18 protein-coding genes are annotated in these 23,911 nt (G+C 73.8%); 16 read left to right on the top strand and 2 right to left on the bottom strand.

Going from position 1 to position 23,911, the window contains the following annotated elements:
* The first annotated feature begins 170 nt into the window (after positions 1–170).
* The 4 genes from ACFVGO_RS19575 to mutM are packed head-to-tail and all read left to right on the top strand — an operon-like array spanning position 171 to position 2,736.
* On the top strand, positions 171–815 hold the full coding sequence (locus ACFVGO_RS19575; protein ID WP_380633089.1) for a YceD family protein: 645 nt from the start codon (positions 171–173) through the stop codon (positions 813–815).
* A 2-nt stretch (positions 816–817) separates the two neighbouring features.
* Positions 818–991: a 50S ribosomal protein L32 gene (rpmF, locus tag ACFVGO_RS19570; RefSeq protein WP_030056747.1), complete on the top strand. Its 174-nt coding sequence runs from the start codon at positions 818–820 to the stop codon at positions 989–991.
* 20 nt (positions 992–1,011) lie between these two features.
* Complete coding sequence (gene rnc / locus ACFVGO_RS19565; RefSeq protein ID WP_359900567.1) at positions 1,012–1,803, top strand: ribonuclease III; 792 nt, start codon at positions 1,012–1,014, stop codon at positions 1,801–1,803.
* 54 nt (positions 1,804–1,857) lie between these two features.
* Positions 1,858–2,736: a bifunctional DNA-formamidopyrimidine glycosylase/DNA-(apurinic or apyrimidinic site) lyase gene (gene mutM / locus ACFVGO_RS19560; RefSeq protein WP_359900569.1), complete on the top strand. Its 879-nt coding sequence runs from the start codon at positions 1,858–1,860 to the stop codon at positions 2,734–2,736.
* A 9-nt stretch (positions 2,737–2,745) separates the two neighbouring features.
* On the opposite strand, the gene ACFVGO_RS19555 is transcribed toward mutM, so the two are convergent.
* Positions 2,746–3,666 carry a hypothetical protein gene (locus tag ACFVGO_RS19555; RefSeq protein WP_359900571.1) on the bottom strand — a complete coding sequence of 307 codons (921 nt, stop codon included), beginning with the start codon at positions 3,664–3,666 and terminating at the stop codon, positions 2,746–2,748.
* Between the two features lie 320 nt (positions 3,667–3,986).
* On the opposite strand from ACFVGO_RS19555, the gene ACFVGO_RS19550 reads away from it, so the two are divergent.
* From ACFVGO_RS19550 to ftsY, 5 genes are all read left to right on the top strand, one after another.
* Positions 3,987–5,327, top strand: a complete 1,341-nt coding sequence (locus ACFVGO_RS19550) for a hypothetical protein (protein WP_380633086.1) — start codon at positions 3,987–3,989, stop codon at positions 5,325–5,327.
* 147 nt (positions 5,328–5,474) lie between these two features.
* The gene (locus ACFVGO_RS19545) at positions 5,475–5,774 is read left to right on the top strand and encodes an acylphosphatase (protein ID WP_359900575.1); all 300 of its coding nucleotides are present in this window, start codon (positions 5,475–5,477) and stop codon (positions 5,772–5,774) included.
* 424 nt (positions 5,775–6,198) lie between these two features.
* On the top strand, positions 6,199–6,402 hold the full coding sequence (locus tag ACFVGO_RS19540; protein ID WP_045702518.1) for a hypothetical protein: 204 nt from the start codon (positions 6,199–6,201) through the stop codon (positions 6,400–6,402).
* 155 nt (positions 6,403–6,557) lie between these two features.
* A complete protein-coding gene (smc, locus tag ACFVGO_RS19535) occupies positions 6,558–10,202 on the top strand; it encodes a chromosome segregation protein SMC (protein ID WP_380633084.1) in 3,645 nt (1,214 codons plus the stop codon).
* Positions 10,203–10,249: 47 nt separating this feature from the next.
* On the top strand, positions 10,250–11,485 hold the full coding sequence (gene ftsY / locus ACFVGO_RS19530) for a signal recognition particle-docking protein FtsY (protein ID WP_359900579.1): 1,236 nt from the start codon (positions 10,250–10,252) through the stop codon (positions 11,483–11,485).
* 201 nt (positions 11,486–11,686) lie between these two features.
* On the opposite strand, the gene ACFVGO_RS19525 is transcribed toward ftsY, so the two are convergent.
* Entirely contained in the window at positions 11,687–12,379 is a 693-nt protein-coding gene (locus tag ACFVGO_RS19525) for a bifunctional DNA primase/polymerase (protein WP_380354222.1), read from the bottom strand.
* A 637-nt stretch (positions 12,380–13,016) separates the two neighbouring features.
* Here ACFVGO_RS19525 and ACFVGO_RS19520 point away from each other — a divergent pair.
* The 7 genes from ACFVGO_RS19520 (at position 13,017) to ftsH (ending at position 23,859) form a co-directional block, all read left to right on the top strand.
* The gene (locus tag ACFVGO_RS19520) at positions 13,017–14,471 is read left to right on the top strand and encodes a hypothetical protein (protein ID WP_380354225.1); all 1,455 of its coding nucleotides are present in this window, start codon (positions 13,017–13,019) and stop codon (positions 14,469–14,471) included.
* 373 nt (positions 14,472–14,844) lie between these two features.
* A complete protein-coding gene (locus tag ACFVGO_RS19515) occupies positions 14,845–16,251 on the top strand; it encodes an ammonium transporter (RefSeq protein WP_359900585.1) in 1,407 nt (468 codons plus the stop codon).
* Positions 16,248–16,586: a P-II family nitrogen regulator gene (locus tag ACFVGO_RS19510; RefSeq protein WP_359829808.1), complete on the top strand. Its 339-nt coding sequence runs from the start codon at positions 16,248–16,250 to the stop codon at positions 16,584–16,586. Before ACFVGO_RS19515 ends, ACFVGO_RS19510 begins: the two co-directional genes overlap by 4 nt.
* 248 nt (positions 16,587–16,834) lie before the next feature.
* Entirely contained in the window at positions 16,835–19,321 is a 2,487-nt protein-coding gene (locus ACFVGO_RS19505) for a [protein-PII] uridylyltransferase (RefSeq protein WP_380633081.1), read from the top strand.
* A gap of 196 nt (positions 19,322–19,517) precedes the next feature.
* Positions 19,518–21,083, top strand: coding sequence for a signal recognition particle protein (gene ffh, locus ACFVGO_RS19500; protein WP_380354239.1), 1,566 nt, complete (start codon positions 19,518–19,520; stop codon positions 21,081–21,083).
* Between the two features lie 125 nt (positions 21,084–21,208).
* Positions 21,209–21,733: a GNAT family N-acetyltransferase gene (locus tag ACFVGO_RS19495; protein WP_380633079.1), complete on the top strand. Its 525-nt coding sequence runs from the start codon at positions 21,209–21,211 to the stop codon at positions 21,731–21,733.
* Between the two features lie 92 nt (positions 21,734–21,825).
* A complete protein-coding gene (gene ftsH / locus ACFVGO_RS19490) occupies positions 21,826–23,859 on the top strand; it encodes an ATP-dependent zinc metalloprotease FtsH (RefSeq protein ID WP_380633077.1) in 2,034 nt (677 codons plus the stop codon).
* Positions 23,860–23,911: the final 52 nt, after the last annotated feature.

The raw sequence follows: 23,911 nt of genomic DNA, 5'->3' as shown, positions 1-23,911 counted from the left end.
GGCCCCGGCACGGCCGCGGGGGAGTCTCCCGACGGGACCGAAGTTGGGCCTGACGGGAGACTCCGGTAGTCTGACCACTCCGGCCTCCCCATGTCCGGCCGTTGGCTTGCCCTCGCAGCGCCGACTTGTATGGGGACGCTTCGTTGGATTCCTATGGAAGTCAGGACACCGTGAACCGCCTCGACCACCGCGACCCCCTCGTGTTCGACACGCACGAGCTCGGTCGGCGTCCGGGCTCGATGCGCAAGGTGAGCCGGACCCTGGAGGCCCCGGAGGGCTTCGGGATCATCGACGTGATCGGCGTGCCGGAGAAGAGCCCGATCGAGCTGGAGCTCCGCCTGGAGTCCGTGGTCGAGGGCGTGCTGGTCACCGGCACCGCCGAGACCCGGGTCGAGGGCGAGTGCGTCCGGTGCCTGGAGCCCGTCGAGTTCGACATCGACGTGGACTTCCAGGAGCTGTACTACTACCCGGAGTCCGACGAGCGCCACCGCGCCCGGACCGCCGGGGCCGAGGACCTCGAAGAGGACTCGGAAGATGAGACTTACCGTCTGGAGGGCGACTTCTTCGACCTCCGGCCGGTGCTGCGTGACGCGGTGGTGCTCGCACTGCCGCTGCAGCCGGTGTGCCAGGAAGACTGCCTGGGCCTGTGCTCCGAGTGCGGAGCGCGCCTGAGCGACGACCCGGCGCACCACCACGATGCCGTCGACCCCCGGTGGGCGGCTCTGCAGGGACTCTCCGCCGCCCCCGGCGACGAGGGTGACGGATCTAAGAACAGCGACACCCGTGAGGGTCTCGCCGAGAACCAGGAGAAGTAGCCGTGGCTGTTCCGAAGCGGAAGATGTCGCGCAGCAACACGCGCCACCGTCGGTCCAACTGGAAGGCCGTTGTCCCGGCCCTCGTGGCGTGCGACCGCTGCCACGAGCCGAAGCTGGGCCACATCGCGTGCCCGAGCTGCGGCACGTACAACCGTCGCCAGGTCCTCTCGGTCTGATCGGCGGGGTGTACGGATCGATGTCGGACGGTAACTCCACCCGCAAGGCGTCCACCGCCCCGAAGGGTTCCTCTTCGGGCGGCGGCAAGGCCGGCGGGCCGGCTTCGACCGAATACGACGTCCTGGAAGGGCGCCTCGGGTACACGCTCGAGCGCGCCCTTCTGGTGCGTGCCCTGACCCACCGCTCGTACGCGTACGAGAACGGCGGGCTGCCCACCAACGAGCGCCTGGAGTTCCTCGGCGACTCGGTGCTGGGCCTCGTGGTGACCGACACCCTCTACCGCGTCCACCCGGACGTCCCGGAGGGCACGCTCGCCAAACTGCGCGCCGCGGTGGTCAACTCCCGCGCGCTCGCGGACGTCGGCCGCGGCCTGGAGCTCGGCACGTTCATCCGCCTCGGCAAGGGCGAGGAGGGCACCGGCGGCCGCGACAAGTCGTCGATCCTCGCCGACACCGTCGAGGCCGTGATCGGCGCCGTCTACCTGGACCAGGGCCTGGACGCGGCCACCGAGTTCGTCCACCGACTGTTCGACCCGCTGATCGAGGAGTCCTCTCAGCTGGGCGCCGGCCTGGACTGGAAGACCAGCCTCCAGGAGCTCACCGCCTCGGTGGGCATCGGAGTGCCCGAGTACGTGGTCATGGAATCCGGTCCGGACCACGAGAAGACCTTCACCGCGGCGGCCCGGGTGGCCGGCGAGGACTTCGGCAGCGGCGTCGGCCGCTCGAAGAAGGAAGCCGAGCAGAAGGCCGCCGAGAGCGCCTGGCGCGCGATCAAGGACAAGTACGCCGACCGGCTGCCCGCCGGGGCGTGACCTCCGAGTAGCCTTCACTCCTGCCGAACCGTACCGAGCAGGAGGCGTCTTCCCGTGCCCGAACTTCCCGAGGTCGAGGTCGTCCGCCGTGGTCTGGCCAACTGGGTCGCCGGGCGGACCGTCGCCGACGTCGAGGTGCTGCACCCGCGCGCGGTGCGCCGCCAGCCGGCCGGCGCGGCCGACTTCACCGCCCGGCTGACCGGCACCACCCTCGGCACCGCGCAGCGGCGCGGCAAGTACCTGTGGGTGCCGCTGGCCGGCACCGGGGCGGGATTCTCGCTGATCGGCCACCTCGGGATGAGCGGCCAACTCCTCGTCCAGGACCCGTCCGTACCCGACGAGACGCACCTGCGGGTGCGGCTGCGCTTCGCCGACGGCGGGCGCGAACTGCGCTTCGTCGACCAGCGGACCTTCGGCGGCCTGGCGGTCGAGGAGGCCGAGGACGGGGACCCCGAGGGCACCCCGGTCTCGATCGCGCACATCGCCCGCGACCCGCTCGACCCGCGCTTCGACGACGCCGCCTTCGCGGCCGCGCTGCGCGCCAAGCGGACCACCGTCAAGCGCGCCCTGCTCGACCAGACCCTGATCAGCGGCGTCGGCAACATCTACGCCGACGAGGCGCTGTGGCGCTCCAGGCTGCACTACGACCGCCCGACCGCGACGCTCACCCGCCCGCAGGCCCTGCTGCTGCTGGCCGCCGCCCGGGACGTGATGACCGCGGCGCTCGCCGTCGGCGGCACCAGCTTCGACAGCCTCTACGTCAACGTGAACGGCGAGAGCGGCTACTTCTCCCGGGACCTCGACGCCTACGGCCGCGAGCAGGAGCCCTGCCGCCGCTGCGGCACCCCGATCCGGCGGGCGGCCTGGATGAACCGCTCCAGCTACTTCTGCCCCCGCTGCCAGCGCGTGCCGCGCACCAGCGGCGGGGGCTGAGGCCCCGCGCTACTTGCGGGTGAGTTCGGGCTCCTCGGCGGCCGGCTCCCCGGGCGTGCCGTGGGTGTCCTGGCCGAAGTAGGCCACCCCGACCGCGGCGACCACCGCGAGCAGGAAGCCGATCACGCCGAGCCAGCCCAGGCCGGCCTTGGAGGAGTCGCCGAGCCAGAGCACGCCGACCGCGCCGGGCAGCACCGTCTCGCCGACCACCAGCGCGGCGGTCGCGCCGTTGACCGAGCCGATCTGGAGCGCCACGGTGTGGATGTACATCCCGCCGATGCCGCCGACCAGGACCGCGTACAGCGCCGGGTCGGAGAGCAGCGAACCGATGTCGAACGGCTCGATGCCGTTGAGGATGCGCACCCCGACGCCCAGGGCGCCGAAGCCGAGGCCGGAGAGCAGGCCGGCGACGATCGCGCCGTTGGCGCCCATCCGCCGCACCAGCAGGCTGCCGCCGACCAGCAGCACGGTGGTGACGATCAGCAGCCACCAGTGGAAGGACATCGCCACGTGGTGGCCGCCCTCCGGTCCGGCCGAGACGGCCAGCAGCACCAGCGCCGAGCAGAGAACGGCGATCGAGGCCCACTCCAGCTGCTTGAGCCGGATGCCCAGCAGCTTGATGCTGAGCACCGCGGTGATCACCAGGTTGGCGCTGATGATGGTCTGGGAGAGGAACAGCGGCAGCAGCCGGGCGGCCAGCGCGCCGAGCCCGAAACCGATCAGGTCGAGCACCGTGCCGAGGATGAACTCCCAGGTGACGGCGGCCTTCGCGGTCGAGGACAGGCTCGGGCCGCCGTGCTCGGTGGTCGAGGTGGTGGCGCCCTTGGCGGCCTCCTCCCGGGCGGAGCGGCGGGATCCGACGGCCTGGAGGACCGAGCCGGTGCCGTAGCAGGCGGATGCCGCCACGGCGGTGACGAGGCCGATGATCACCGAGTGCTCCGATCGGGAGTCGAGTCAAGGATTGGCTGAGTAAAGAAAGGGCAATGGGGCCGGTGGTTCGGGACCACTATGCCCGTTCGCACGGTACGGTCGGCACGCCCCCCGGAGTGCCCCGGAACCGGGCCGGGCCTGCCGGAACGTACGTCCGGGGGCCGCAGCCGGTTCCCGCGCGGGCCCCGTCTCGGGGACGGCTGGGGGAAACATCATCCCCGAGGAGGGGAGCGGCCCCGGCGGACGGCGGGGAGCCTTGTCAGTACCAGTATGCGAAGGGTATGGCGTGCTCCGGGGCCGGTCACGGTAGCGTCGGGGGCATGAGAACCCTTGCACGACGTTCCCGGGGCGCCGGGCCGCTTGCCCTGGTGGCGGCGCTGCTCGGGCTGCTGCTCCTGCTGGCGCCCGCGGCCTCGGCGGCCGGCGGACTGAGCGACGCCGCGGCCTCCCTGAAGAAGGGCCGGGTCTACGTCGACCCGGCCATGACGAGCCGCTTCAGCCAGGACCGGGCCGACGCCCTGACCAAGAAGATCGACAAGGCCGACAAGCCGATCTTCATCGCGGTGATCCCCGACTCTGCGGCCTACGCGAAGAGCAACCTCCAGGACCTCCGCACCCTGGTGGGCATCGACGGCGTCTACGCGGTCTGGCACGGCGACAAGTTCGACGCCGGCGGCGACCGCGGCGCGATGGGCGCGGGCCAGCCGCAGCGCATCGCCGGGGCGGCCTTCCGGTCGAACGGCGGCGACATCGACGCCACCCTGAACTCCTTCGTCGACCAGGCCGCCCCGCAGACCAAGGGCACCGGGGTCAACCACAGCACCTCGATCGCCTGGGTGGTCATCCCGCTCGTGCTGGTCGCGCTCGCCGGCACCGGCGTCTTCCTGCTGTTCCGCCGCGCCAAGAAGCGCAAGGAGGAGCAGGCCCGGGCCGAGCTGGAGCAGCTGCGCCGGGTCGTGGACGAGGACATCACCGCCTTCGGCGTCGAACTGGAGCGGCTCGACTTCAGCCCGGCCGACGCCGACGACGCCCAGCGCACCGACTACAGCCACGCCCTGGACTCGTACGAGAAGTCCAAGCGGCTGATGGACGAGGCGAAGAAGCCCGAGGACGTCAAGCAGGTCACCGAGGCGATCGAGGACGGCCGCTTCTCGCTGGCCACCCTGGCCGCCCGGCGGGACAAGCGGCCGCTGCCCGAGCGCCGTCCCCCGTGCTTCATGGACCCGCGGCACGGCCCGTCCGTCAAGGACGTGGACTGGGCCCCGGCCGGCGGCTCCCCCCGCTCCGTGCCGGTCTGCCAGGCCGACGCGGACCGCGTGGCGGCCGGCCTCGACCCGGCGATCCGCACCGTCGACACCGACCAGGGCCCGCAGCCGTACTGGAACGCCGGCCCGGCGTACGCCCCGTACGCGGGCGGCTACTACAGCGGCTTCGGCGGCGGCCTGCTGCCCGGCCTGCTGGTCGGCACCATGCTCGGCTCGATGATGAGCTCCCCGGCCTACGCGGCGGCGCCGATGATGGGCGGCGGCTACCAGGACCAGTACGAGGGCGGCGACTACACCGGCGCCGACTTCAACCCGGCCGACTTCAGCGGCGGCGGCGATTTCGGCGGCGGTGGCGACTTCGGCGGTGGCGGCGACTTCGGCGGCGGGGACTGGTAACCCGCAGCACCGACCGTCCGACTCAGCGGCCCCGCCGGAGCACCGGCGGGGCCGCTGACGTCCTCGTCCCGGCCGGCGTGCGGGGGCGGGCCGGCCGGGCGGTGGCCGGGCGCGCGGGCCGCCGGGGCGTGTCCTAAGGTCAGGGGCATGCACGGTCGCGACGCCCACAGTGAGGAACCGGTCCGGGTGACCGCCTGGGTCCGGGGGAAGGTCCAGCAGGTCGGGTTCCGCTGGTGGACCAGGGCACGGGCGCTGGAGATCGGCCTGACCGGCTACGCCGGCAACCTCGGCGACGGCCGGGTGCAGGTGGTGGCCGAGGGACTCGCGGCCGACTGCGAGCAGCTGCTGGCCCGGCTGCGCGGCCCGGGGACCCCGGGGAACGTCAGCGGGGTCACCGAGATCTGGACGGCCGTCGGCCCCGGTTACGAGGGTTTCGAGATCCGCTGAGCCGCCCCGGGCCGGAGCTCCGGCGAAGCGGGGCGCGGCGTTCCGGGAAAAGATCGGGAACCGGCGGTGTCACGAGGTTGCCATCCGGGCAGACTCGTGGTTGACTCCGCATCGAACGATGATCCACGAGCACGTGGTGGACCCGTCCCGAGACCCCCCAGGCGTGACGACACCGCCGGGCAGGTGACAGGGGCGCGGTAGCGTGCGGTGATCGTGTTGACCCTTTCCGTCTTTGGTGAGACGCTGGAAGCCCGCGCACACGACCGCGTTATCCCGGCAGGCGCATGCCCCCGTGAGCCCAGCTCACGGTGGTTGTGCCGTAGTGCCCAGCCAGCACTTCCGGTGACGCGCCGCGCGTGCGTCCCCCTTCCCCCTAGACCTGGACCGTTCCGGTTCGGTCACTCAGCGTGGAGGACCATTCATCATGGCAAAGGCGCTTCTCGGGTACGTCGGCGGCCCCGACCCGCGAATGCTCTCCGAGATGCGACGGCTTCAGCAGCGCGTCCAGGACCTTGAAGCCGAGCTCCTTCGGATGCAGGCTGAGAACGACGCTCTGACCGCTGTCGCTGACGAGCACTCGCTGCTCAACAGCATCGATCTGGATCAGCGGGAGCCGGCTCTCACCTGAGTCCCGCCCGGTCCTCGCAGATCGACGCCGCTGTGCACTGAGCCGCCCCGAAAGGGACGCAGCTTGCAAGGGACGCCCGGATGTGGCGTCCCTTCGTCGTGTCCGGCGCCGGATAAAGTCGGTTCCTGTCCTGAGTGATCGAGGAGACCGGCCGCGTGCACCTGAAGAGCCTGACGCTGCGCGGGTTCAAGTCCTTCGCCTCCAGCACCACCCTGCGCTTCGAGCCCGGCATCACCTGCGTCGTCGGCCCGAACGGCTCCGGCAAGTCGAACGTGGTGGACGCGCTGTCCTGGGTGATGGGCGAGCAGGGGGTCAAGTCGCTGCGCGGCGGCAAGATGGAGGACGTCATCTTCGCCGGGACCAGCGGGCGCGCCCCGCTCGGCCGCGCCGAGGTCAGCCTCACCATCGACAACGGCGACGGCGCCCTGCCGATCGACTACGCCGAAGTGACCATCACCCGGACCATGTTCCGCAACGGCGGCAGCGAGTACGCGCTCAACGGCGAGACCTGCCGCCTGCTGGACATCCAGGAACTGCTCTCCGACTCCGGCATCGGCCGCGAGATGCACGTCATCGTCGGGCAGGGGCAGCTGGACTCCGTGCTGCACGCCGACCCGATGGGGCGGCGCGCCTTCATCGAGGAGGCGGCCGGCGTCCTCAAGCACCGCAAGCGCAAGGAGAAGGCGCTGCGGAAACTGGACGCGATGCAGGCCAACCTCAACCGGGTCCAGGACCTGGTCGCCGAACTGCGCCGCCAGCTCGGGCCGCTCGGCCGGCAGGCCCGGATCGCCCGCCGGGCCGCCGGCATCCAGGCCGACCTGCGCGACGCCCGGCTGCGGCTGCTCGCCGACGACCTGTGCACGCTCCGCCGGGCCGTCGAGGCCGAGATCGCGGACGAACTGGCGCTGCGCCTGCGCCGCACCACCGTCGAGCAGGAACTGGCCCGCGCGGTGCAGCGCGAGAGCGTCCTGGAGGCGCAGGTCCAGCAGCTCGGACCCGGCCTGGAGACCGCCCGGCAGACCTGGTACCGGCTCTCCGCGCTCGCCGAGCGCACCCGCGGCACCATCGGGCTGGCCGAGGCCCGCGCCCGGCACGCCGTCGCCGGGGACCGCGGCGAGGAGCGGCGCGGGCGCGACCCCGAGGACCTGGAACAGGAGGCCGGACGGGTCCGCGAGGAGGAGGCCGCGCTGACCGGGGCGCTGGAGGAGGCCCGGTACGCGCTGGCCGAGGCGGTCGAGCGCAAGGACGGGCTGGAGCGGGAACTGGCCGACGAGGAACGCCAGCTGCGAGACGCCGCCCGGGCCATCGCCGACCGCCGGGAAGGCCTGGCCCGGCTGCAGGGACAGGCCGCCGCCGCCCGGTCCAGGGCCGCCGCGGCGCAGGCCGAGATCGGCCGGCTCGCCGAGGCCAGGGACGAGGCGCTGCTGCGCGCCGAGTCCGCCCGGGCCGAGCTGGACGAACTCCGGCAGCAGGTGGACGGCGCGACCGGGGACGACGAGCAGGCCGAGGCCGGGTACCGGCGGGCGCGCGAGCGGCTGGCCGCCGCGGAGGAGGGGCTGGCCGCGGCCCGGGAGACGGCCGGCGCCGCCGAGCGCGAGCGGGCCGCCCTCACCGCGCGGCACGAGGCGCTCTCCCTCGGGCTGCGCCGCAAGGACGGCACCGGCGCGCTGCTGGAGGCCGGGGAGCGGCTGGGCGGGGTGCTCGGCCCGGCGGCCGCGCTGCTGCGGATCGAGGCGGGGTACGAGGTGCCGCTGGCCTCGGCGCTCGGCGCGGCGGCCGACGCGGTGGCCGTCGACTCGCCGTCCGCCGCCGCCGGGGCGCTGCGGCTGCTGCGGGCCGAGGACGCCGGCCGGGCCGCGCTGCTGATCGCCGGCGCCGCCGAGGTGGCCCAGGCGGCGTGGGAGTTGCCGGACGGAGCCCGCTGGGCGGCCGAACTGGTGGACGGCCCCGAGGAGTTGCTCGGTGCGGTCCGGCGGCTGCTGGCCGGGGTGGCGGTGGTCGAGGACCTGGACCAGGCGCTGCGGCTGACCGCCGCGCGGCCCGGAGTCTGCGCCGTCACCGCGGACGGGGACCGGCTCGGCGCCGGCTTCGCCCAGGGCGGGTCCGGCGGTGCGCCGAGCCTGCTGGAGACCCAGGCGGCGGTGGACGAGGCGGCCCGGGCGATCGGGGAACTCACCGACCGCTGCGCCGAGTCGGCCGAGCGGCTGGCCGAACTCGCCGAACAACGGCGGGAGTCGGCCGCCGAGGTCGAGCAACTGGCCGATCGGCGGCGGCAGGCGGAGAAGGAACGGGCCCAGGTCGCCGGGGCACTCGGCCGGCTCGGCGGGCAGGCCCGCGCCGCCGCCGGGGAGGCCGAGCGACTGTCGGCCGCCGCCGCGCGGGCCGAGCAGGGGCTGACCGAACTGCTCGACGGAGCCGAGGAACTGGTGCAGCGCCTGGCCGCCGCCGAGGATTCGGCCCGGGCTGGCCAGGACGAGCCGGACACCGCCGAACAGCAGCGCCTGGCCGCGGCCGCGAGCGCCGCCCGGCAGGCCGAGCTGGAGGCCCGGCTCGCGGTGCGCACCCACGAGGAACGGGTCCGCGCCCTGGCCGGCCGGGCCGACCAGCTGGACCGCGCCGCCCGCGCCGAACGCGAGGCGCGCGCCCGGGCCGCCGAGCGCCGCCGGCGCGCCGAGCACGACGCCTCGGTGGCGAACGCCGTCGCGGCGGGCGCCCGGCAACTGCTGGCCTGCCTGGAGGTGTCGCTGGCCCGGGCGGACGCCGGGCGGGTGGCCGTCGAACAGGCGCGCGCCGAGCGCGAGCACGAGCTGCGCGAGCACCGCGAGCACGGCCGCGGGCTCAAGGAGGAGCTGGACAAGCTGGTCGACGCCGGGCACCGGGACGAGGTGCTGCGGGCCGAGAAGCGGCTGCGGATCGAGCAGCTGGAGGCCCGCGCGCTGGAGGAGTTCGGCATCGACGGCGGCGAACTGCTCGCCTCGTACGGGCCCGACAAGCCAGTCCCGCCCTCGCCCTCGCCCGCGGCGCCGGCCGCCGATGTCGCCGCCGGCGTCGCCGTCAGTGTCGCCGCCGAGGAGGGGAAGGAGCCGGGGGAGCCGTACCCGTACGTCCGGGCCGAGCAGGAGAAGCGGCTGCGGGCGGCCGAGAAGGCCTACCTCCAGCTCGGCAAGGTCAACCCGCTGGCGCTGGAGGAGTTCGCCGCGCTGGAGGAGCGGCACCGGTTCCTCGGCGAGCAGCTGGACGACCTCAAGCGCAGCCGGCGCGACCTGCTGGACATCGTCCGGGACGTGGACCAGCGGGTCGAGCAGCTGTTCACCTCGGCCTACCACGACACCGCCGCCCAGTTCGAGGGCGTCTTCGCCCGGCTCTTCCCCGGCGGGGAGGGCCGGCTGGTGCTGACCGACCCGGACAACATGCTCACCACCGGGGTCGAGGTGGAGGCCCGCCCGCCGGGAAAGAAGGTCAAGCGGCTGTCGCTGCTGTCCGGCGGCGAGCGCTCGCTGACCGCGGTGGCGCTGCTGGTGGCGATCTTCAAGGCCCGGCCCAGCCCGTTCTACGTGATGGACGAGGTGGAGGCGGCGCTGGACGAGACCAACCTGCGCCGGCTGATCGGGATCATGGAGGAGCTGCGGGAGAGCTCCCAGCTGATCGTGATCACCCACCAGAAGCTCACCATGGAGTCGGCCGACGCCCTCTACGGCGTGACCATGAAGGGCGACGGCATCTCGCAGGTGATCAGCCAGCGGCTGCGCGAAGAGCACCGGGAGCGCCGGCCGCGAGCCGGACGAACCGCGTCGGTGTAGGGCGGCTGCGGTCCATCCGGGCTCCGGTCGCGGATACTGGAGCAGTTATGGAATACGTGATCCTTGCCGTAGTCATCGCCGTGGTCGCCGTCGGCGCGATCGCCGGCCTCGTCGTTTCCGGCAGACGACGCCAGCAGCTGCCCCCGAAGTCGCAGGCGCCGGTCATCACGGCGCCGAAGCCGACCCCGCAGGAGCCCCAGGTCGGCGAGGAGTCCGCGCCGCCGACCGAGGCACCCCGCCGCACCATCGAGGAGGTGGAACTCCCGGCGGAGGCCGGCGCGCCGGAGGCCCCCGAGGCCGTCGAGGCCCCCGACGTCGTGCCCGCCGAGGCCGAGGCGGCGCCCGCCGTCGAGGTTCCCGAGCCCACCGCCGGCCGGCTGGTCCGGCTGCGCTCGCGGCTGTCCCGCTCGCAGAACTCGCTCGGCAAGGGACTGCTCTCGCTGCTCTCCCGGGAGCACCTGGACGAGGACACCTGGGAGGAGATCGAGGACACGCTGCTCACCGCCGACGTCGGCGTCGCCCCCACCCAGGAGCTGGTCGAGCGGCTGCGCACCCGGGTGAAGGTGCTCGGCACCCGTACCCCCGACGAGCTGCGCGCGCTGCTGCGCGAGGAACTGGTCGAGCTGGTCGGCAAGGACGCCGACCGCACCGTCCGCTCGACCAGGCACGAGGAGGGCCCCGCGGTGGTCCTGGTGGTCGGCGTCAACGGCGTCGGCAAGACCACCACCACCGGCAAGCTGGCCCGCGTCCTGGTCGCCGACGGCCGCACCGTGGTGCTCGGCGCCGCCGACACGTTCCGTGCCGCCGCCGCCGACCAGCTCCAGACCTGGGGCGAGCGGGTCGGGGCGCGCACCGTGCGCGGCCCGGAGGGCGGGGACCCGGCCTCGATCGCCTTCGACGCGGTCAAGGAGGGCATCGCCGAGGGTGTGGACACCGTGCTGATCGACACCGCCGGCCGGCTGCACACCAAGACCGGCCTGATGGACGAGCTGGGCAAGGTCAAGCGGGTCGTCGAGAAGCACGGCCCGGTGGACGAGGTGCTGCTGGTGCTGGACGCCACCACCGGCCAGAACGGCCTGATCCAGGCCCGGGTGTTCGCCGAGGTGGTCGACATCACCGGCATCGTGCTGACCAAGCTGGACGGTACGGCCAAGGGCGGCATCGTGGTCGCCGTCCAGCGCGAGCTGGGCGTGCCGGTCAAGCTGATCGGCCTGGGCGAGGGCGCGGACGACCTGGCTCCGTTCGAGCCGGGGGCGTTCGTGGACGCGCTGATCGGCGACTGACGCCCCGCGCGCGCCGGAAAGGCGCGAAGGGCGTACGAAGAGCGCAGGAAGGGCCCGCTCCCCGTCTCGGGGGGGCGGGCCCTTTCGCGTGCCCGGATCCGGGCGGGGCGCCGGTTCCGGCGCGGGGCCCCGGCGGTGGCCGCTCGGACGGCCGCCCGGGGAGCGGGCCCCGGCGCGGCGGCCCGGCGGTGGCCGCTCGGGTCAGGAGGCCATCCAGGCCGGCTCGGCGGTGCGCTCGCGGCTGCGGTGGCAGGCGTAGGCGAGGGTGCCGAGCAGCAGCCGGGCCTCGGGCGGGCAGCCCGCGTTGTCGCGGGTGGGGCGGCGCAGCCAGCGGACCGGGCCGAGGGAGCCGAGGACGGTGGGCGGGGCGGCGACGTAGCCGCCCTCGCCGTGGCAGACCAGGTCGAGCGCGGCGTCGTCCCAGCCCATCCGGTACAGCAGGTCGGGCAGGCGCCGGGCGGTGCCGGCGGCGACCAGGAACTGGAGCCGGCCGGTGGGGACGGCGAGCACCGGGCCCACCTGGGTGCCCATCCGCTCCAGCCGGACCAGGGCCTGGAGCCCGGCCTGCTCGGGGACGTCCAGGACGTCGAAGGCGCGGCCGGTGGGGAACAGCACCGAGCCCTCGGCGCGGGCGCCGCGGGCCCGGCCGCCGCGGCCGGGCACGGGGTGCGGGCCGGGCGCGGCGCAGCGGGGGGAGCCGCAGGGACAGCGGGTCGGGGCGGTGGCGCCGGTGACCGGGGCACCGGTGACCGGGTCGCCGGTGGCGACCGCCCAGCCCCAGCGGCCGGTGTACTCCGCGGCGGCCTGGGACGCGGTGACCTTGGTGCGGCGGCGCGCGCCCAGCGGTGCCAGCCGCAGGTGCCCCAGTCGAAGTTCGCCGAACAGGTTGTCCATGCCTCCCCCAACAGGTTGTCGTTGCCGATGGTTACGGGACGGTGACTGTGTGTCGACTGTCAGCTCTGTGGTGCGTAGTGCAGTGGCGGCGCGCAGCGCGTGGTGTGCGCCTGTTCCGCCGGTGCGCCTCGGGCGCCGCCTTGTGGGGGCGGCGCCGATGCCGGATCGTCGGGTGCGTGGGGCTGTCGCCGTCCCGAGTGGACGGTGAACTCGCCTGTGGCTGCGGTGGGTTGCGAGGTCCGCCGGGGCCTCCGGGATGCGCCGGGGGACTTGGCGGCCCGCATATGCCGAGCCGTCGGGACTCCCTAAGTGAAGCGTGTGCCCCCGGGCTTCGGTTCACTCCTGGGGGTGGCGAAAGGTGGCGTTTCGCCAGGGCCGCTCCCGCGGGCCCCTCGCGGGGCATTACGTTCAGCACGCGGATGTCGTCGAGGAGTCTGTCCCGGGCCGTCGAGGAGCGGGAGTTGGGAATCTGATGGATCGTCCGCAACGATGGCACACCAGTGCGAGGGCGCTGCGGTACGGCGCCGCCGCGGCACGGCAGCACCTCAGGCACGGCACGTCTGGCAAGAGCCCGCAACCGTCGGGCGGTCACGATCGGGGGCCCCGGTAGGGGCCGGGCGGGATGGGGACGTTACCCATGGCAGAGAAGCAACCGAATGAGAAGCTGACCACGTGGTTCGCCCGCAGCGGCTGGTCCAAGGGCGAGTTGGCCCGTCAGGTCAACCGCCGGGCCCGGCAGATCGGCGCCCACCACGTGTCCACCGACACCTCTCGGGTGCGCCGCTGGCTCGACGGCGAACAGCCCCGCGAGCCTATTCCCAAGATCATGTCGGAACTCTTCTCCGAGCGGTTCGGCTCGGTGGTCTCGATCGAGGACCTCGGCCTGCGCGCCGCGATCCCGGTCTCGACCGTGGGCGGCGGCGTCGACCTGCCGTGGAGCGGCCCGCAGACCGTCCAGCTGATCAGCGACTACTCCCGCAGCGACCTCATGCTCAACCGCCGGGGCTTCCTCGGCACCTCGCTGGCGCTCACCGCGGGCGCCGCGCTGATCGAGCCGATGCAGCGCTGGCTCACCCCCGGCCCGACCGGCGTCCCCACCCCGATCCTCACCGCGGCCAACGGCGGCGAGGCGTTCACCGGCCGGCTCTCCGAGCCCGAGCTCGAACTGCTGGAGCAGACCACGGTCATGTTCCGGCAGTGGGACGCGCAGAACGGCGGCGGGCTGCGCCGCAAGGCCGTCGTCGGCCAGCTGCACGAGGTCACCGACCTGCTCCAGGAGACGTACAGCGAGGACACCACCAGGCGGCTGTTCCGGCTCACCGCCGAACTCGCCCACCTGGCCGGGTGGATGTCGTACGACGTCGGGATGCACCCGAGCGCGCAGAAGTACTACGTGCTCGCCCTGCACGCGGCCAAGGAAGCGGGCGACCGCCCGTTCGGCGCGCTGATCCTCACCGACATGAGCCGCCAGATGATCCACCTCAACCGGGGCGAGGACGCCCTGGAACTCATCCACCTGGCCCAGTACGGCAGCCGCGACACCGCCACCCCGCGCCAGCAGTCCCTGCTGTACGCGATGGAGGCGCGCGCCTACGCCACCATCGGCGAGGTCAACCGCTGCGCCCGGGCGGTCCGGCTGGCCGAGGACACCTTCACCGACATCCGGGACGGGGACCAGGAGCCGGACTGGCTGAAGTTCTTCTCGCCGGCCGAGCTGAACGCCGAGAACGCGCACTCCTTCCGCGACCTCGCGTACCACTCGGACAACGCGCAGCTCTACGCCTCGATGTCCGCGCCGGTGATGGAGCGCGCGGTCGACCTGTTCCGCCAGGACGCCGACCACGTGCGCTCGTACGCCTTCAACCTGATCGGCATGGCCAGCGTCCACCTGCTGCAGAGGGAGGCCGAGCAGGCCGCGGTGATGGCCGAGCAGGCGGTGGACATCGCCACCAAGGTGCGCTCGGAGCGGCTGAACTCCCGGGTGCGCAAGACCACGGAGGCCGCGGCGGCCCGGTTCAAGGGCGTGGACGCGGTGAGCCGGCTCAAGGAGCGGGTGGTCCAGGACATCCCGGAGTTCGTCTCGGTGGTCTGACCGGTCGGTGATCCGCCCGGCCGGTGGTCTGACCGGTCGGTGATCCGCCCGGCCGGTGATCCGCCGGTCGGTGGACCGCCCGGCCCCGCCGAGGGCCTTCCGAGGGAAGCCCCACCGACCGTGGCGGCCGCCGCCGCCACGGTCGGTGGTATGTCCGGCGCCCGGTGGCACGGCGCGCGGCCGGACTGCGGGGATGCGGGGCCGCGGTTCACGCAGCCGTAACCCCTGCGTCGCACACGTCACGGCGGTGAAACAACCGGTCGCACTGGCCGAAACCAGCCTTCGGCACGCTCCTCCTCAACGCCGACACCCCGGGTGGCACCACGGGACGGGTCCCCGGGCGCGGGTCGGCCTGGACGCAGAGGAGACGCCGATGCCGGACGGCTTCAGCGCGGGCGACACCGCCTTCGTGCTCATCAGTGCGGCCCTGGTCATGCTGATGACCCCTGGGCTGGCCTTCTTCTACGGGGGCATGGTCAGGGCCAAGAGCACGCTGAACATGCTGGCGATGAGCTTCCTCTCGCTCGGCATCGTCAGCGTGCTGTGGGTCCTGTACGGCTACTCGCTCAGCTTCGGGTCCGACTCCTTCGCCGGGCTGATCGGCAACCTGGACCACCTCGGGATGCGCGGCCTCGGCCTCAACGAGCTGACCGGCTCCATCCCGGTCACCGCCTTCGCGCTCTTCCAGCTGATGTTCGCGGTCATCACCCCGGCGCTGATCAGCGGCGCCGTCGCGGACCGCGCCAGATTCGCGGCCTGGGGCCTGTTCATCGCGCTCTGGGTGACGATCGTCTACTTCCCGGTGGCGCACTGGGTCTTCTTCTTCGACGGCGGCCACGGCGGCTGGCTGGGCGACCGCAACGGCGTGATCGACTTCGCCGGCGGGACGGCCGTGCACATCAACGCGGGCGTCGCCGGCCTCGCGCTCTGCCTGGTGCTGGGCAAGCGGATCGGCTTCAAGAAGGACCCGATGCGCCCGCACAGCCTGCCGCTGGTGATGCTCGGCTCCGGGCTGCTCTGGTTCGGCTGGTTCGGCTTCAACGCGGGCTCGGCGCTGGCGGCCAACGGCGTCGCCGCGATGGCGATGGTCAACACCCAGGTCGCCACCGGCGCGGCGCTGGTCGGCTGGCTGGTCTACGAGAGGTTCAAGCACGGCGCCTTCACCACGCTGGGCGCCGCCTCCGGCGCGGTGGCCGGGCTGGTCGCGATCACCCCGGCCTGCGGTTCGGTGAGCCCGCTCGGCGCGGTGGCGATCGGGCTGGTGGCGGGTGCGGTCTGCTGCGCCGCGGTCTCGCTCAAGTACCGCTGGGGCTTCGACGACTCGCTCGACGTGGTGGGCGTGCACGCGGTCGGCGGGGCGATCGGTTCGCTGCTGGTCGGCCTGTTCGCCACCGGCGGGGTCGGCCAGGGCGTCAAGGGCCTGTTCTACGGGGGCGGGATCGGGCAGCTGGGCAAGCAGGCGATGGGCGTGGCGGTGGTCGCGGCGTACTCCTTCGTGCTGTCCTGGCTGCTGGCCAAGGCGGTCGACCGGCTGGTCGGCTTCCGGGTCGCCGGGGAGGTCGAGGTGGCCGGCATCGACCAGGCCGAACACGCCGAGTCCGCCTACGATTTCAGCGCCGTGGGAGCGGGCCTGGCCCGGGCCCTGCCGGGCCTGGCCGTCGCTGCCGCGAAGCCCGCCGCAGAACGGTCCGCCGCCGCGGAGCCCGTCGCCGAGCGGTCCGCCGCCGCGGCTCCCGCCGAGAAGCCCGCCGAGAAGAAGACCGAGGTCGACGCCCGATGAAGCTCATCACCGCCGTGATCAAGCCGTACCGACTGGACGAGGTGAAGGCCGCCCTCCAGGCCTTCGGGGTGCACGGCCTGACCGTCACCGAGGCCAGCGGCTACGGCCGCCAGCGCGGCCACACCGAGGTGTACCGGGGGGCCGAGTACACCGTGGACCTGGTGCCGAAGGTCAGGATCGAGGTCCTGGTCGAGGACGAGGACGCCGAGGACCTGATCGACGTCCTGGTGAAGGCCGCCCGGACCGGGAAGATCGGCGACGGCAAGGTGTGGAGCGTTCCGGTCGACACCGCCGTAAGGGTCCGGACCGGCGAGCGCGGCCCGGACGCCCTGTAGCCCCGCGCCGGACGGCGGACCTGCCACCCCCGGGTGCGCGGGTCCGCCCGACGGCCCAACGGCGTCCTCCGGCCGGCCGAACGGCCCGCCCGGCGGGTCGGGGCGGCGGCACGACGGTCCGCGCGACTCGACGGTTCGCACGGCACGACGGCCTGCACGACTCGACGGTTCGCACGCCCCGGTGGCCCGCGCGGCACGGCGGTTCACCAGCACGACGGCTCAGCAGCACGACGGACGGGACCACGCGCATGACCTCCGAGACCAGCCCCTCCGAGCCCTCCGACCCCGTCGCCCCGGGCGGCTCCTGCGACCCCGCCGACCCCTTCGACCTCGCGGGCAGGGCCGCCGCCCGGGCCGCGCTGCCGGCCGGCCCCGGCCCGGGCGGCCGCCCCCGCCGCCGGGAGCTCGCCCGGCTCACCGACGACTGGCTGGCCGGCCTGCTCGCGGCCGCCGGCGCCCCGCCCCGCGTCGCCCTGGTCGCGGTCGGCGGGTACGGGCGGGGCGAGCTGTCCCCGCGCAGCGACCTGGACGTCCTGCTGCTGCACGACGGCCCGATCCCCCGGGAGCTGCCCGAGCGGATCTGGTACCCGGTCTGGGACTCGGGCGCCAGGCTCGACCACGCCGTGCGCACCGTCGCCCAGGCCCGCTCGGTCGCCGCCGCCGACCTCAAGGTCCAGCTCGGCCTGCTGGACGCCCGTCACCTCGCCGGGGACCGGGCGCTCACCGACGCCCTGCGCTCCGCGGTGCTCACCGACTGGCGCGCGAGCGCCCCCGCGCGCCTGCCGGAGCTTCGAGAGCTGGGCCGCGAGCGGGCCGAACGGCACGGTGAGCTGTCCTTCCTGCTGGAGCCCGACCTCAAGGAGGCCCGCGGCGGCCTGCGCGACGTCGTGGCGCTGGACGCGATCGCCGCCACCTGGCTGGCCGACGCGCCCCGGGAAGGCCTGGACGCCGCCGCACAGCGGCTGGCCGACGTGCGCGACGCCCTGCACCTGGTCACCGGCCGGGCCACCGAACGGCTCGGCCTCCAGGACCAGGACCAGGTCGCCGAGCGGCTCGGGGTGCTGGACGCCGACGCCCTGCTGCGCCAGGTCTACGAGGCCGCCCGCACCATCGCGTACGCGGGCGACGTCACCTGGCGGGCGGTGGACCGGGTGCTCGCGGCCCGCGGCGGCCGGGGCCGGCGGGTGCGCCGGCCTGGCATCCCCTTCGTCGGCTCCGGACGCGGCACCGGCGCGGTGGCCCGGGGAACGGTCGAGCGGCGGCCGCTCGCCGAGGGTGTGGTCGAACAGGACGGCGAGGCGGTGCTCGCCCGGGGCGCCCGCCCCGCCGCCGACCCGGTGCTGCCGCTGCGCGCCGCGGCCGCCGCCGCGCAGAACGGGCTGACCGTCTCGTACGCCACGGTGCGCCGACTGGCCGCCGAGTGCCGCCCGCTGCCGGTGCCCTGGCCGGACGAGGCGCGCGAGCAGCTGGTCACCCTGCTGGGCGCGGGGGAGTCGGCCGTCCCGGTGTGGGAGGCGCTGGAGGCGCAGGGGCTGGTCCGCCGGCTGCTGCCGGACTGGGAGCGGGTGCGCTGCCGTCCGCAGCGCAACGCGGTGCACCGCTGGACGGTGGACCGGCACCTGGTGGAGACGGCGGTGCGGGCCGCCGCGATGACCCGCCGGGTGGCCCGGCCGGACCTGCTGCTGGTCGCCGCGCTGCTGCACGACATCGGCAAGGGCTGGCCGGGGGACCACAGCGCGGCCGGCGAGGTGATCGTCCGCGACCTCGGCGCCCGGATGGGCTTCGGCCCCGAGGACACCGAGACCCTGGCGGTACTGGTCCGCCACCACCTGACCCTGGTGGACACCGCGACCCGGCGCGATCCGGACGACCCGGCCACCGTCGAGGCGATCACCAAGGCGGTCACCACCCTGCCGGAGCTGGAGCTGCTGCACGCGCTCACCGAGGCGGACGCGCTGGCCACCGGGCCGGCCGCGTGGAGCGGCTGGCGGGCCTCGCTGGTGGACGGGCTGGTGGCCCGGGTCGCGGACCGGCTGGCCGGGGCGGGAGTCCCGCCGGTCGAGGCGGCGCCGACCGCCGAGCAGGAGCGGCTGGCGGTCGAGGCCGCCCGGACCGGGCAGCCGGCGCTGTCGCTGCGGGCCCGGTCGGAGGGGGCGGAGCCGGGCGCCGAGCCGATGGGCGTCGAGCTGAACCTGGCGGTCCCGGACCGTCCCGGACTGCTCGGCACCGCCGCCGGGGTGCTCGCGCTGCACCGGCTGGCCGTCCGTTCGGCCGGGCTGCGCGAGCTGGACCCGGTGGGCGCCGGGCCGGTGCTGGTGCTGTCCTGGCGGGTGGCGGCCGAGTACGGCGAGCTGCCGGAGGCGGCCCGGCTGCGGGCCGACCTGCGCCGGGCGCTGGACGGCTCGCTGGACGTCGCCCGTCGCCTCGCCGAGCGGGACGCCGCCGCCCCGCGCCGCCGGGGCATCCCCACCCCGCCGCCGCTGGTCGCGGTGGCGCCGGCGGTGGCCTCGGCGACCGCGACCGTGCTGGAGGTCCGCGCCCACGACGCCCCCGGGCTGCTGCACCGGATCGGCCGGGCGCTGGACGGGGCGGGCGTGCGGGTGCGCACCGCGCACGTGTCCACGCTGGGCGCGGAGGCCGTCGACTCGTTCTACCTGACCGACGAGGCGGGGCGGCCGCTGACCGCCGGGCGGGCCGGCGAGGTGGCGGCGGCGGTCCGGGCCGCGCTGGGCTGAGCGCCGGGCCCGGTCGGGGCTGGTCGGGGCTGGTCGGGGCCGGGCCGCCCGGGCTCGCGGAAGGACGCGGGCAGGGGTGCGGCCACGGGTACGGGCAGGAGTTCCGACCGGGGGTGGAGACCTCACCCGGGGCGGCCGGATACCCTGGGGGGCGACGACCGTACTGATACCGATGCCGCAGAGGACCCGCGACGACGTGTTCGACACCCTTTCCGATCGCCTCGCAGCGACGTTCAAGAACCTCCGGGGCAAGGGCCGCCTGAGCGAGGCGGACATCGACGCCACCGCCCGCGAGATCCGCATCGCGCTGCTGGAGGCGGACGTCGCGCTGCCGGTCGTCCGGGCCTTCATCAAGCAGGTCAAGGAGCGGGCCCTCGGTGCCGAGGTCTCCGGCGCGCTGAACCCGGCGCAGCAGATCATCAAGATCGTCAACGAGGAGCTCATCGCGATCCTCGGTGGCGAGACCCGCCGGGTGCGGTTCGCCAAGAGCGGCCCGACGGTGATCATGCTGGCCGGTCTCCAGGGTGCCGGTAAGACCACCCTCGCGGGCAAGCTCGGCCACTGGCTGAAGACGCAGAAGCACACCCCGCTGCTGGTCGCCTGCGACCTCCAGCGCCCCAACGCGGTCAACCAGCTCCAGGTGGTCGCCGAGCGCGCCGGCGTGGCCTTCTACGGCCCGCAGCCGGGCAACGGCGTCGGCGACCCGGTGCAGGTGGCCAAGGACTCGATCGAGTACGCCAAGCAGAAGCAGTACGACGTCGTCGTCGTCGACACCGCCGGCCGCCTGGGCATCGACGCCGAGCTGATGCAGCAGGCCGCCGACATCCGTGCCGCGGTGAACCCGGACGAGGTCCTGTTCGTCGTCGACGCGATGATCGGCCAGGACGCGGTCACCACCGCCCAGGCCTTCCTCGACGGCGTCGACTTCACCGGTGTGGTGCTCTCCAAGCTCGACGGCGACGCCCGCGGCGGTGCCGCCCTGTCGGTCGCGCACGTCACCGGCCGGCAGATCATGTTCGCCTCCAACGGCGAGAAGGTCGACGACTTCGACGCCTTCCACCCGGACCGGATGGCCTCGCGCATCCTCGGCATGGGTGACGTCCTCTCGCTGATCGAGAAGGCCGAGCAGACCTTCTCGCAGGCCGAGGCGGAGAAGATCGCCGCCAAGCTGCGCGGCGGCCCGAAGCAGTTCACCCTGGACGACTTCCTGTCCCAGCTGGAGCAGGTCCAGAAGATGGGCTCGATCTCCAAGCTGCTCGGCATGCTGCCCGGCATGGGCCAGATCCGGGACCAGATCAACAACATCGACGACAAGGACGTCAACCGGGTCGGCGCGATCATCAAGTCGATGACCCCGGCCGAGCGCGCCGAGCCGGAGCTGATCAACGGCTCCCGCCGGGCCCGCATCGCCAAGGGTTCGGGCGTCCAGGTCGGCGAGGTGAAGAACCTGGTCGAGCGGTTCTTCGACGCCCGCAAGATGATGTCCGCGATGGCCTCCGGCAAGGGCATGCCCGGCATGCCGGGGATCCCCGGCATGGGCGGCGGCGGGAAGAAGTCCGCGAAGAAGGCCCCGCAGGCCAAGGGCAAGCGCAAGAGCGGCAACCCGCTGAAGCGGGCGCAGGACGAGGCCGCGGCCGCCGAGCGCCGCGCGCTCGGCCCGGGCGCCGGCCAGGGTCCGGCGGACGGCGGCGCGTTCGGCCTCGGCGCGGGCAAGGGCCCGGCCGACTTCGAGCTGCCCAAGGAGTTCAAGGACATGCTGTAGTCCTTGGACGTGCCGCCGCCTTTGGTCATCCGTTGATCAACGGCGGTCGGTCCTGATCGATTCTGGTCGGCCCGTCGCCCGGTGTTTCCGGGCGGCGGGCCGATCGCGTGTCCGATGATGGGGACATGCGAGTGATGATCAGGGCCCCGAGGGCCGACGACACGGCCGCGTACGCCGAGGCGGTCCGGCGGTCCGCCGAGCACATCGGACGGTGGAACCCGGTCGAGCCGGACGGACTGCCCGACCTGCTGAAGCGCCAGGGCTCCGGGCTGCGCACCTTCCTGATCCTCGACCGGGAGACCGGCGGACTGGTCGGCAAGGTGAACGTCGCCAACATCGTGATGAGCCGCTTCTGCAACGCCACGCTGGGCTACGACTCCTACCTCCCGTTCAACGGCACCGGCCGGATGACCGAGGGCATGCGGCTGGTCGTGGACCGCTGCTTCACCCCGCAGTCGGCCGACGGGCTGGGGCTGCACCGGCTGGAGATCAACGTCCAGCCGGACAACGAGCGCTCGGTCGCGATGGCCAAGCGGCTGGGCTTCCGGCACGAGGGCTTCTCGCCGCGGATGCTGTTCCTCCAGGGCGACTGGCGCGACCACGAGCGGTTCGCCCTGACCGCCGAGGAGTGGCCGGGCGCAACGGCATAGCCGCTGGTGGGAGGGGTTGACACGGGCGTACGGCGGTCCGGGCGCGGCGTTGCGATTGGCTCGTCCGAGCAGCTGTCCGTATTGTCCGATGGGTGACCGAACCCGTGCCGCCACGTCAGACCCCCGAACAGCCCTGGCGTTCGGAGGGTGCCCCGCCCCCGCCGCCCAAGCGCCGGATGCCCGGCGGCTGGGTGGGCCTCGCCCTCACCGCCCTCGTGGTGTTCCTGATCTCGGACCTGCTGCTGTCCTTCTTCGGCCCCGCCGGCGCCACCACGATCTCGTACACCGAGTTCAACAACCAGCTGAACAAGGGCAACATCACCAAGATCTACGCCAAGGGCGACGCGATCGAGGGCACCCTCAAGACCGCCCAGCCCAAACCGGACGGCGGCAAGGGCGACTACACCGAGTTCGACACCCAGCGGCCCTCCTTCGCGGGCGACAACCTCTGGGCCACCCTGCAGCAGCAGGGCGTCGAGGTGACCGCCACCTCGCCCGTCCAGCAGCGCAGCTTCCTCACCAACCTGCTGCTCTCGCTCGCCCCGATGCTGCTACTGATCTTCATCTGGGTGCTGCTCGCCCGCCGGATGGCCGGCGGACTCGGCGGCGGACCGCTCGGCCGCAAGGCCCCGCCCAAGCCGGTCATGGCCGAGGAGGGCAAGCGCACCACCTTCGCCGACGTGGCCGGCATCGACGAGGTCGAGGCCGAACTCACCGAGGTCGTCGACTACTTGAAGAACCCCGAGCGGTACCGCCGGCTCGGCGCCAAGATGCCGCGCGGCGTGCTGCTGAGCGGCCCGCCCGGAACCGGCAAGACCCTGCTCGCCCGGGCCGTGGCCGGCGAGGCGAACGTGCCGTTCTTCTCCGCCTCCGCCTCCGAGTTCATCGAGATGATCGTCGGCGTCGGCGCCAGCCGGGTCCGCGAGCTGTTCGCCGAGGCCCGCAAGGTCGCCCCCGCGATCATCTTCATCGACGAGATCGACACCATCGGCCGCCAGCGCGGCGCCGGCGGCGGCATGGGCGGGCACGACGAGCGCGAGCAGACCCTCAACCAGATCCTCACCGAGATGGACGGTTTCACCGGCTCCGAGGGCGTCATCGTGATCGCCGCGACCAACCGGGCGGACGTGCTCGACCCGGCGCTGCTGCGCCCCGGCCGCTTCGACCGGCGGATCACCGTCAGCCCGCCCGACCGGGAGGGCCGTGCCGCGATCCTGCGCATCCACAGCCGCAGCGTCCCGCTGGCCGGCGGCACCGACCTCAACCAACTGGCCAAGGTCACGCCCGGGATGACCGGCGCCGAACTCGCCAACCTGGTCAACGAGGCAGCGCTGCTGGCCGTCAAGCGCGAGCAGGACGCCGTCAACGAGCGGGACCTCTCGGACGCCCTGGAGAAGGTCCAGCTCGGTGCGGTGCGGCCGCTGGTGATGCCGCAGGAGGAGCGCGAGCGGACGGCGTACCACGAGAGCGGGCACGCGCTGCTGGGCATGCTCCAGCCCGGCGCGGACCCGGTCCGCAAGATCACCATCGTGCCGCGCGGCCGGGCGCTCGGCGTCACCCTCTCCACCCCGGAGAACGACCGCTACTCGTACACCGAGCCCTACCTGCGCGGCCGGATCATCGGCGCGCTCGGCGGCATGGCGGCCGAGCAGGTGGTCTACGGGGTGATCACCACCGGCGCGGAGAGCGACCTGGAGCAGGTCACCAACATCGCCCGCGGGATGGCCGGGCGCTGGGGGATGAGCGAGCGGGTCGGCCGGCTCACCGCGGTGCCCTCCGACCCGCAGGGCGCGTACGGGCTCTCCGCCGCGCCGACCACCCTGGACGCGGTGGACGAGGAGGCCCGGCGGATCGTCTCCGAGTGCTACGGCGACGCGGTGCGGATCCTGAACGAGCAGCGGCACCGGCTGGACGCGCTGGCGGCGGCGCTGCTGGAGGCGGAGACGCTGGACGAGGAGGCGGCGTACCGGGCGGCGGGGGTGCCGCGGGAGGCGGCCTCGGCGGGTTCGGCGGGCGCGGAGGGCTCGGCGGGGTCGGCGGGGTCTTCCGAAGGGCCTTCCACGGGGTCGGCGGGGTCTTCCGGCGGTTCCGACGGTTCCGACGGGAAGTCGATCGACCGGGCGTGACGCCCGATGCCGGGGGCGCGCGCCAGAGTGGCGAGCGCCCCCGGTTTTTTTC

This window comes from Kitasatospora sp. NPDC057738 (assembly GCF_042798815.1).
Lineage (GTDB): Bacteria > Actinomycetota > Actinomycetes > Streptomycetales > Streptomycetaceae > Kitasatospora > Kitasatospora lactacystinica.
The sequence above is the reverse complement of the archived record's forward strand: the minus strand, read 5'-3'. Positions and strand labels throughout refer to the sequence as shown.

What these genes read in the sequence shown, in the direction of transcription:
- rnc (WP_359900567.1), top strand. Translation starts at nt 1,012, where the DNA reads ATGTCGGACGGTAACTCCACCCGCAAGGCGTCCACCGCCCCGAAGGGT.
- ACFVGO_RS19550 (WP_380633086.1), top strand. Translation starts at nt 3,987, where the DNA reads ATGAGAACCCTTGCACGACGTTCCCGGGGCGCCGGGCCGCTTGCCCTG.
- ACFVGO_RS19545 (WP_359900575.1), top strand. Translation starts at nt 5,475, where the DNA reads ATGCACGGTCGCGACGCCCACAGTGAGGAACCGGTCCGGGTGACCGCC.
- ACFVGO_RS19540 (WP_045702518.1), top strand. Translation starts at nt 6,199, where the DNA reads ATGGCAAAGGCGCTTCTCGGGTACGTCGGCGGCCCCGACCCGCGAATG.
- ftsY (WP_359900579.1), top strand. Translation starts at nt 10,250, where the DNA reads ATGGAATACGTGATCCTTGCCGTAGTCATCGCCGTGGTCGCCGTCGGC.
- ACFVGO_RS19525 (WP_380354222.1), bottom strand. Translation starts at nt 12,379, where the DNA reads ATGGACAACCTGTTCGGCGAACTTCGACTGGGGCACCTGCGGCTGGCA.
- ACFVGO_RS19520 (WP_380354225.1), top strand. Translation starts at nt 13,017, where the DNA reads ATGGCAGAGAAGCAACCGAATGAGAAGCTGACCACGTGGTTCGCCCGC.
- ACFVGO_RS19515 (WP_359900585.1), top strand. Translation starts at nt 14,845, where the DNA reads ATGCCGGACGGCTTCAGCGCGGGCGACACCGCCTTCGTGCTCATCAGT.
- ACFVGO_RS19510 (WP_359829808.1), top strand. Translation starts at nt 16,248, where the DNA reads ATGAAGCTCATCACCGCCGTGATCAAGCCGTACCGACTGGACGAGGTG.
- ACFVGO_RS19505 (WP_380633081.1), top strand. Translation starts at nt 16,835, where the DNA reads ATGACCTCCGAGACCAGCCCCTCCGAGCCCTCCGACCCCGTCGCCCCG.
- ACFVGO_RS19495 (WP_380633079.1), top strand. Translation starts at nt 21,209, where the DNA reads ATGCGAGTGATGATCAGGGCCCCGAGGGCCGACGACACGGCCGCGTAC.